The sequence below is a fragment of the Priestia sp. P5_B4 genome, from assembly GCF_056400385.1.
Genome location: NZ_JBFULJ010000098.1, coordinates 1 through 9,438, shown reverse-complemented (window position 1 = coordinate 9,438; position 9,438 = coordinate 1). Strand labels below are relative to the sequence as shown.

Below are 9,438 nucleotides of genomic sequence, written 5' to 3'. Positions count from 1 at the left end.
CCGTTGCTCCTGCTGGACCTGTGTCTCCAATAGGACCCGTTGCTCCTGCTGGACCTGTGTCTCCAATAGGACCCGTTGCTCCCGCTGGACCTGTGTCTCCAATAGGACCCGTTGCTCCTGCTGGACCTGTGTCTCCAATAGGACCCGTTGCTCCTGCTGGACCTGTGTCTCCAATAGGACCCGTTGCTCCTGCTGGACCTGTGTCTCCAATAGGACCCGTTGCTCCCGCTGGACCTGTGTCTCCAATAGGACCTGTTGCTCCAGTACCTGGCGCAACTAAGAGGGACACATCATCGATTAACACATTGGCCGTGCCTGCTTGAGGAGACGTATGGATTAAAATAAAGGCCTGTGTAGTATTGGGCGGAGCTGGGGTAGTGGTTTGATGAATTGCAAGCCAGGTATCATTATCGGCAGTTGGAATTTTCCCTACGGGAATAGCAGTCGCGAGGCCCGGACTCAAAAAATTAGAGAGACTATCATAAAACGTCACTTGGATAAAAACAGGTGTCGATGGAGCCGTTCCGACTTTGGCGAATGAAGCAAGAACTTCCATACTTTCCCCTGGATTTAGTGGAACAAATTGACCAATATAAGAAGTAAAGGGACTACTTTGGAATCTGGCAGAAAACGAACCAGAATGTGAAAATTGACTGGTAACTGTTGTATTGGCAGAAGTCCAAGGAGTCAGTGTTCCTGTTTCAAAGCCACCATTTATGATTAAATTTTGAATTGACATGTTAAACATTATTCCCCCATTCTATTAAAGTAAAATCTTTTTATCCTATGTTTCTTTCTTAGAAATGAGACGGAATTTATTTCCATTTTTATCAATTTCTTTATCACTGGAACGCTTATGAGGGTAAGTTTTTTAGATATAAGCCTGATCTTTCTTTGAGAAAAAACAATTCACCTCCCCCGTATTGTTTTTGCAGATCAATCAGGTGCTTTGTCGTCAAGTTTATTTTTTTGAATTATCCATATTACCGTGTCATTATTGGGATCTAACAAACCTGAATTTCAGTGATTTGTATACGATATACAAATTCCCCTCTATAAAGTGAGTAATATCAAATGCTTATGGGGGAAAATATGTCCACAACCAGCTTTATAACTCTGTGGCTGTCGTTTTTTTCTGTTTGGTTTCTTAATCTCTCAGCAAATCTTAAAATCTTATTTTTTATTCTATTAAAGCTTTCACAGATCAAAGAAAATACGTTGTTTATTCTCTATTTTCTTACTTCTCCATACAATCTACAAACGTGTTATTGAACCAGTAGTTGGGCTACAATTGCCTAAATTAAAAGCTGTATTTGTAATTGCATTTAGATTTTTGAAGAGAATAGTATTTCCTTCTTGATTTGCATGCAAATTATCAACCCCATAACTATTTATAAAAACATTAAGATCATAGGAAATTTGATAGCGTATTTCATATTTTTCAGCGTTAATTTCCATATCTGGATTAACTAAAAAAACGAGGAAATTAATTGAAGTATTTGGGTGAAGAATAAATTTTGTGTCAGTAATCGTTGTACGATCGCTCCAGTTTATCACTTTAATCCGTATCTTTACGTTAGTAGAGGGGTTAAGATTTACTAATTCGCTAAGAGCTGTAGTAGTATTAGGATGTTTATTTAATACACCAGTTGATAAATAAGACATTATTTAATCTCCTTATATTGTTTTATTGAAGGAGGAATACGAAAAAGCTGTGATCAAGGTCACGTACCGTTCTTTAAAAGTCTTTACATTACCTCCCGCATTATACTATACGTACTTTACAATTAACCTGTCTTAGTCAATGGCCTTTTTTATATCCTGAGAGAAAATATAATTAGATATTCCTATAAACTAGAGGTTATTAAGAAAATAATATTTCACAACTCAAGAAAACTACCTCAAGGAAAAATCATTAGTTACTCAACACACGGAAAACAAAACCATAAGAAAAAATAAAAGCCTTTAGAATAACTTTCTATTCCAAAGGCTTTTATTTTTTCTTATGATTAAAGGATATCTAATTTAATTAATAGCGCCACGAGGAGTTGAATAAGAATTTCAACATTAGCTGCAATGTCAGTATCTGTAGTAGTCACTTTAACATTTCTTGAATTTTTAACAATTGTACGTTGTCTATTAATTTGTTTAATAGAGGATTTTTGAAAAAGTTCTTGCGCCACTTTATCAGCTTCTGCGCTACTACCCAAAGTAATGGTTAAAATAAGCACAATAGCCGCTTGGAGAGCCGCTTGAATTGACAATCCTACTTTTGTACTCGTTGTATTAATTTCCACATCAGCCGAGTCATAAATTAAAATAGATTCTTCAGAATATTGAACAGTTTCAGCTTTTTGAGCTGCTAATTGATTGACATCACCGAAAATTGGATGAGAAGAAGAGTCTAAAGCACTCCACTTATTACTTTTACATTTTTTCTTATGATTCTGCTTACTCATATAGTACTTACCATCTTCTGGGTTATAGTAACTATAATAGTTATTCACTTGATCACCATTCCTTTACATTTTTTTATTAATGAAAAACTATAAAATGCTTRTACCAAAAAAAATTAAATAAAAAATGGTCTATTTTAGAGTTTTATTGATTCGAGATTGTAGTTCTGATGTGATTTTTTTAATTTTTTCTTTTTGATCGGGTGATAATTTTTTTAGTGCAGATTCTGAAACTCCATATTTATCTAGTACGCGTGAAATTAAAGCATCGGCAACTTTATCCGGATTTGGATTATTAAATGCAGAAGATATAATTTTTTTTAAATTACTCATTTTCACGAACCCCTCCTATAAAAAATATTCTTAAGTAAGAAATACCTCTAATAGTAGAGTATGCAAGTACTAAAAAGATGCTTGGGCTAATAATGATAGACAAGAATCCATTTTATAGAATTAAAAGTAATATATAATTTTTAGGCCATTCTTTTATCTAAAGCATTTTTATGATTTAAACTTATAATTTCTAATTAATTCAAGTTCTGCTCCTAATTGCAAAACAAATATCCCCCTTAGCTACTAAGGGGGATATTTATATCTTACTTTCTAAAGAATGTTGAAACGAATCTTTTAATTAAAGTATTACAGAAACTGAACCGGGAAGTTCTTCAATTTTTTACTTTTATTTTCTAAAAAACATACTCCAGAAACCTTTTGGTTTTGATTCCATATTTTCCTGGGCAGATGCTATAAGTTTTTTAGTATCATTAATTTCGCGTATTGCACTAGTCAATCTTTCATCCCGTTTTTCTAGATTGTTTTCAATATATTTATCTTGGTTGCTTAATTTTTCTGTAAGTTGTTCTATAAGCTTTCTTTGCTCATCAAGGCGCTGAATAAGTGCGATCTGAAATTGCTCATCTTTTTCAGATCTATTAAGCAAATCTTGAATTTTTTCTTCAAGGGAATCTACTTTTTTTTCGAGTTTTGTTTGTACATCAACTGCTTCTGGTATGATTTCTCCCTGAAGCCACTGATTTATCATTTTATAGCTCCAGTTTTGCTCCTGAATTCTTTTTTTTATTTCAATTAATAAATCAATATTTTGTTTGCTATATCTTCTATGTCCTCCCTCAGTTCGTTGAATTTGGAGATTAAATTCTTTCTCATATAAACGCACCAGGTCAATACTTAATCCAGTTAGCTTTACAGTATCCTTCAAAGTATAAACGACGTCATCATTTTTTTCTTTAGACATTTTTCTAGAGTTCTCCTTTCTACATAAAAATCTAGATGCTTGTAAAGGTTAATATATCAAGGTTAATAACGATTCTAGAATCTACTTTAACTAGATATTACTCCAGTTTTATATTCCTAGTAAAATTCTATCTATATTTTAGTAATTCCTTTATTATATGCTGATTTTTGTTTTGCTTAAGACAAGCCTAGTAACTTCTCTTGTTAATTCTAGATAAAATTATGAACTTTGCAAGAGTAGAACTATACATTTTACATGCTATATAAATGCCCCTCATATTTAATACATTTGAGCCTAACAAGAAAGACAAGTTTCACTCGGCGCAAGAGGCCACAAAAACTGCCCAGTTTAACAGGATCAATTAGAAATCAGGAAAAACAGGATCTCCTGAATAAACTGGTGACAACACAAAACAACTTTTATCTGATGACGTTAATACGAGATTTCAAAGAATAGAGGGCGCGGTAGATGCAAATTCTCAAATCTAGAATGCCCTTTATCTAGACTAAATTCGAGATATTTAGTTTCATATGGCAGAGAGTCACGCAAATACTTTTTTCTCTACACTTTTGAAACTCCCAACAGAATCTAGAACCTTTATATCCCTTGATAATAAAGGGGTTATAATGAATCTAGAATGTACTTTATCTAGAATTTAATCAAGAATACCTATTCTTTTTTAAATTCTAGGATAGAAATATAAGAATTTGGTTCCTATATGCTTGATCGGTTTCCTTCATAGGTAGTATATCTATAGTACTTCTTTAATCTAATTGCATCATAAATTAACCACTTTAAAAACTTTAACGATAGTGTCTGAAACCTTCTAGTTTAACTTTGGTTAAACTAGAAGGCGTGTTCAGGAATTAGTTAGTCTGGTACATAACACAAGTTGAACTAATGGATACATAATATTGATATGACATGTTTTTTAAAAGATATTAAGTTAAACTTAATACCTTTTTGATTTCAGATATCGTTTGAAGCGATATAGAGCATGACGACTAGACAGGCCAAAGTAAGAAATAATATTTTCGTTTGAACATCCTTTTCGAATCTGGTCTAATATACAGCTGTTTCGAAAGTGAGTAGACCTCACATGAGCTTTTATGCCTGAACGTTTAACTTCTCTTTCAATCATACGCTTTGTTCCAATTACACTAATCCTTTTAGGTTTGTTTAAGCTGTAATCATACCAATAAGTCATTTTTTGAGGATGGAAAGAAATAAACAGTGGATCGTCTGTATAGTCTTTGGGTCTAAATAATAAAGGTATTGTTGACAGGTAGTCATATATAATTTTCTTATCGTGCTTAGAAAGCTCTAAGGTACGATTGGTTTTGTTGGTGCTAATGGTTAATGTATTTTGTCCAAAATTAATGTCCTGTATATTTAAAGATACCACTTCATTAATCGTGAGGCCGTAACGAAGCATAAGGATTAATATTGAATGGTTACGAGGTCCAATGTATTTATGTATCTGTAATTGCATATCACTTAGATGTTCATAACTTACAACAGAATGTAAAAGGATTGAAGCATCGACTTCTGTTATAAAGTCTGTGTCAGTTAACTCTCGCTGTTTTTTTGTTGTCCCTTTTAATATACCCAGCTGATCTGTGAGGCTATAGTATTTCAATAAGCCGTTTAAATGTGATGTTACGCGTCTTAAAGTAGCTTCTGACAGTTTTTTTTCTTTTAGGTACATAAAGTATCCTTCATAATATTTTAGGTCCTTTGGTAAGGTTTTTTGATCCAGCTTTGAATGATAACGAGTTAGCCATTCAAAAAACTTCTCTAAATCATGTTGATACATCGAAATTGTAGAAGTTTTTTTCCCAGATTCCTCTAAATAAGCAAGGAAGTCATGAAGAATAATAGGGTTATTCAAGTGAAATCACATCCATTTAGGTAAATTTAATATACTATTATTATAACAGAAATAAAGACGTACGCTTACTAAGAGAGATTTTCATCAAGAATTTCTGTATATTAAATTTACCTCCATTTGAAGATCCTTATAAAAAACCACGCTTTTAACGGCGTGGTTTTTTATATCTGGCAATTCAATTTAAGCTTTATTTGAAATCTCACTTTGTAAAAATTCTTTGTAAATCTTTTTTAATTCTTTATCTTTAAAATCACTAACTAGTCTGGGCTCCAAACCTAATTCTTCACGCTTTTTCAAATCATCACCCATATTTCGGATGACTTCTTGTAAACCTGCTTCTTGGGCTTTTTTAACTTCTTGTTGACTAGGTTGATTTGAACTTAAGACCAACATTTTTTTCAATTCCTGAAACTGAAGAAGCTTTTCTTCAAATTCTACTTGAGTTCCATTTTCTTTAAAGAACAATTCTTGTTTTTCTTTTAACGTAAAGTCTTTAAAGGTTTCTTGTTTATCCCTAGCTTCTGCTATAAAATCTGGAACTAATTCTTTTTTAGGCGCCTTTTTAGAGTTAATGCGCTTTGATTCCTGCGAGATTTTGGCATAATCTTTTTGGATTGCTTTTACTACATAAGAATGAGGATAAGTGACCTCTCCTGTAATTGCACGATCTTGCGTGTATTTTATATTTCTTTCTAGGTGTTCTTTTGTAAATTCAGATAGCAGCCACTCTATTTTTTCTGGCTTCACTCCTAAGTTCTCTAACTCATTCTGGACACTGCTTTTATTATCGCCTAACTCTAATGATTCCTGGTTTAATTCTAGCTTTTTTTCGTTAGTAGCCTGCATTACAGGAGAACTAGTAATAATGAATTCTATAGATGTTACTTTTCTACCCGTTTTTAATTCAACGAATTCAAAATGGATGTCCGTTTTATTGTTAACTTCTTTTTGAGCGACTGCTAATACTTTACTTTTAAAGTGGCCATACTGTTTATACTTAGTAGGTTCAATAGCTAAAAAATGACGCAATTCTTCAAGAGTTAATTCTCTTTTTCGCAGACGCTCATATTGCTTAAGCAGCTCATAAATACGAATTGAATAAACTGAATTGAGTCTAACTACATTCTCTAATTGATACGATGTAAATTTTTCTTTAAGCTCTAAAAACAGGTACTTTAAGCTGGGGTGAAACTGCAATGTTATGTAGCCTTCATTCTCTTCATAGATAGACGTGATTACCCAGTTGTAATTTCTTTGTTTGCCTTTTTCTCTTATAGTAAGAATCTTTGTTTGTAGACCATTTACAATTTCTTTTAAGTAGGAGTAAAAACCTGTGCCTTTCTTATTGCCTACGATTTCGATGAAATCTTTAGCTCTAAACCTATAGGTCTTTAAGGTTTCGTCGTTAGGCTGTACTTTAGAAGCCATGATTAAAAGGATTCTTTGTTCCTGTAAAGATAATTTATATGTACTCTCAATGAGGATGTTTGATTTAGTCACCCAATTTTTTATATTTATACTCTCCAGATCATATGGTTGAACGACATTCGTTTTTTTCATAAAATCCCCCATATTTTTCTAAACTATCACTAAAGTATCATAAAAGTGATACTGTGTAAATTACATATTACAGGGCAACTTGTCCTTACAATTTAACTATCACGCAAAATTAGTGATACTTTATGATTGATGTTTACCCCTGAAACATCAATCGGTTTTGCTTTACCCCCTCATTTTTCAAATTAATACGCAAAATTGGTGATAGTTGAAGAATATCTATATTTCTAACGCAAAATTAGTGATACTTTATGAGCATCACCACTTTTCACGCAAAATTGGTGATAGTTAATTTATATTTACATATCCAACGCAAAATTAGTGATAGTTCGCGCAAAATTAGTGATAGTTTCACGCAAAATTAGTGATAGTTTCACGCAAAATTAGTGATAGTTCGCGCAAAATTAGTGATAGTTCGCGCAAAATTAGTGATAGTTTAGGCTTATAAATGTTATTACATCAGTACTTCTAGAAGGCCTAAAACAACAAAACAATAAAACAAATATATAAAAACAATTATGTAAAACACTAAAACATAATAAAAAGTAGTTGTTTTATTTTATAATTTCTAAGATTAGTAATCTGAGTGACTATACAAATATGTAGTGGGATTTTCGTAATATTAGCAGTATATCCAAAAGAAGTTACTTCTAATCATCAATGAAATATTGAGGTTTTATAAGGAGATCATGAATTCTTATTGAATTATAAGATTAATAGACGGTATAATAGAGTCAACAAAACAGTGCGGAATATAAAAAGACTCCAACGTGTGCAAGTGGTGCGCCAACACCCTTACACCGTTAACCCTAATACCTCTAGGGAAAACACCTGTCGAAGTCCTAATACATAAATTTAATTACGCCTTTATTTTATCGGATAATTAGATTTATTTCAAGGGCGTAGTCTGTCAAAAAATCCGACATCGTTTTCCTTTTTCACGGGATGCGATGTCTTTTTTTGTTCCTGAAAAGGAGAGAATAGACTAATGGCTGCGACACGTATGCTTACAACAGAGGAATTTGACTATATGAAGAATTATCATAGTTTCATAGAAAATCGTTCCCAACATCAATCAATGAAACGAAAACTACTTAAAGAAATTATCAATCTTTATGGAGAGAAATTTTATCGTCTCCATGAAGGAACAAGAAAAGCTTTAGACCGTCTTTGTTGGTTTGCTTCAGAAAAAGGATTTTGCTTTCCTGGTAGTACATATTTAGGTAAAACCTACGAAAAGTCAAAAGGCACAATCGATCGTCATTTAAAAGAACTGCGAAAGCGAGGACAAATTGTTACTGTTTATCGTCGCTGCCCTCGTAACAATGGAAAGGGGAATCCAGTACACCTATTTGTGAATCACCCTTATTTTCACCATTGGGTTAAGTATTTACAGCTCAATTTAGAGTCTCATGTTGAAGCAGATGTCGAAGCAGAAAATGCGGAAAGTTCATGTGAGAGTAAGAGCACAGAGGCAAAAAACTGTTCTACCTATAATCTATCTTTAAAAGATTTTAATAAATACATACGTAATAATGAAAATTCCAAACTCTCTTCTGAATACGTACCATCTCTTGTTCCCAAAACTTTTAGAGATACTGTAAGACCTTTTTTTCCTTATGCAGACGATATCTACGAACTATGGGGGAAAGTTCGTTTAGCTTATAGAATGAGTGGTATCGATAAACCGTTAGAAGAGTTAGTTTCCATTTCTGTGCAATCATTTAAAGAAACCATTTTCGCTTACAAGAGAAAACGAATAAAAAATACTTTTACAGCTTATTTCTTTGGAACACTACGGGGGCAGTTTGCTATTGAGCGTAGAAGAGAGGTTCGAAGAAATTCGGATAGTGTATTATTTTACAACGTTTTAAAAGCTTAATTTCTTCTATAGTAGGTACACTTAAATATAATATGATTTCTTCAAAAAAATATATTGACGTTATGTAAAAAATATTATATTATATTTAAGCGTCGTTGAAACACACTAGTGACAACGAAACAAAAAGAATTTTAAAAAGTTGTTGACATCAGGTTGATAACTTGATAAAATAGTAAAGTTGCTTAAGAGCAACGGTTGAACTTTGAAAACTGAACAAAGCGACAAACGTCAACGTTAATTTTTATTTTTTAAATTGAGCAAGTCAAACATTTCTTCGGAGAGTTTGATCCTGGCTCAGGATGAACGCTGGCGGCGTGCCTAATACATGCAAGTCGAGCGAACTGATTAGAAGCTTGCTTCTATGACGTTAGCGGCGGACGGGTGAGTAACACGTGGG

General features: G+C 32.9%; 8 protein-coding genes and 1 rRNA gene. 2 read left to right on the top strand and 7 right to left on the bottom strand.

Going from position 1 to position 9,438, the window contains the following annotated elements; translation table 11 throughout:
* The 7 genes from AC1DRF_RS11090 to AC1DRF_RS11060 all read right to left on the bottom strand — a co-directional run.
* The coding region (locus tag AC1DRF_RS11090; protein WP_477740744.1) for an NTTRR-F1 domain at window positions 1–739 on the bottom strand (739 nt) is incomplete at its 3' end.
* A gap of 515 nt (window positions 740–1,254) precedes the next feature.
* Window positions 1,255–1,665, bottom strand: coding sequence for a hypothetical protein (locus AC1DRF_RS11085; RefSeq protein WP_477740743.1), 411 nt, complete (start codon window positions 1,663–1,665; stop codon window positions 1,255–1,257).
* Between the two features lie 344 nt (window positions 1,666–2,009).
* Window positions 2,010–2,459, bottom strand: a complete 450-nt coding sequence (locus AC1DRF_RS11080; protein WP_230185228.1) for a spore coat protein — start codon at window positions 2,457–2,459, stop codon at window positions 2,010–2,012.
* 129 nt (window positions 2,460–2,588) lie between these two features.
* Entirely contained in the window at window positions 2,589–2,789 is a 201-nt protein-coding gene (locus AC1DRF_RS11075) for a spore coat protein (protein ID WP_230185191.1), read from the bottom strand.
* A 346-nt stretch (window positions 2,790–3,135) separates the two neighbouring features.
* Complete coding sequence (locus AC1DRF_RS11070) at window positions 3,136–3,711, bottom strand: MerR family transcriptional regulator (RefSeq protein ID WP_097825393.1); 576 nt, start codon at window positions 3,709–3,711, stop codon at window positions 3,136–3,138.
* A gap of 952 nt (window positions 3,712–4,663) precedes the next feature.
* Window positions 4,664–5,602 carry a tyrosine-type recombinase/integrase gene (locus AC1DRF_RS11065; protein ID WP_377578344.1) on the bottom strand — a complete coding sequence of 313 codons (939 nt, stop codon included), beginning with the start codon at window positions 5,600–5,602 and terminating at the stop codon, window positions 4,664–4,666.
* A 180-nt stretch (window positions 5,603–5,782) separates the two neighbouring features.
* The gene (locus AC1DRF_RS11060; RefSeq protein WP_427077227.1) at window positions 5,783–7,162 is read right to left on the bottom strand and encodes a replication initiation protein; all 1,380 of its coding nucleotides are present in this window, start codon (window positions 7,160–7,162) and stop codon (window positions 5,783–5,785) included.
* 985 nt (window positions 7,163–8,147) lie between these two features.
* Between AC1DRF_RS11060 and AC1DRF_RS11055 the strand changes: the two genes are divergently transcribed.
* Window positions 8,148–9,041 (top strand): transcriptional regulator, encoded by an 894-nt coding sequence (locus AC1DRF_RS11055; RefSeq protein ID WP_477740742.1) that lies wholly within the window; start codon window positions 8,148–8,150, stop codon window positions 9,039–9,041.
* 271 nt (window positions 9,042–9,312) lie between these two features.
* Window positions 9,313–9,438 (top strand): 16S ribosomal RNA (locus AC1DRF_RS11050); the annotation flags it as partial.

Coding starts and splice junctions, on each gene's coding strand:
- AC1DRF_RS11060 (WP_427077227.1), bottom strand. CDS start 7,162: ATGAAAAAAACGAATGTCGTTCAACCATATGATCTGGAGAGTATAAAT.
- AC1DRF_RS11085 (WP_477740743.1), bottom strand. CDS start 1,665: ATGTCTTATTTATCAACTGGTGTATTAAATAAACATCCTAATACTACT.
- AC1DRF_RS11080 (WP_230185228.1), bottom strand. CDS start 2,459: ATGAGTAAGCAGAATCATAAGAAAAAATGTAAAAGTAATAAGTGGAGT.
- AC1DRF_RS11070 (WP_097825393.1), bottom strand. CDS start 3,711: ATGTCTAAAGAAAAAAATGATGACGTCGTTTATACTTTGAAGGATACT.
- AC1DRF_RS11055 (WP_477740742.1), top strand. CDS start 8,148: ATGGCTGCGACACGTATGCTTACAACAGAGGAATTTGACTATATGAAG.
- AC1DRF_RS11075 (WP_230185191.1), bottom strand. CDS start 2,789: ATGAGTAATTTAAAAAAAATTATATCTTCTGCATTTAATAATCCAAAT.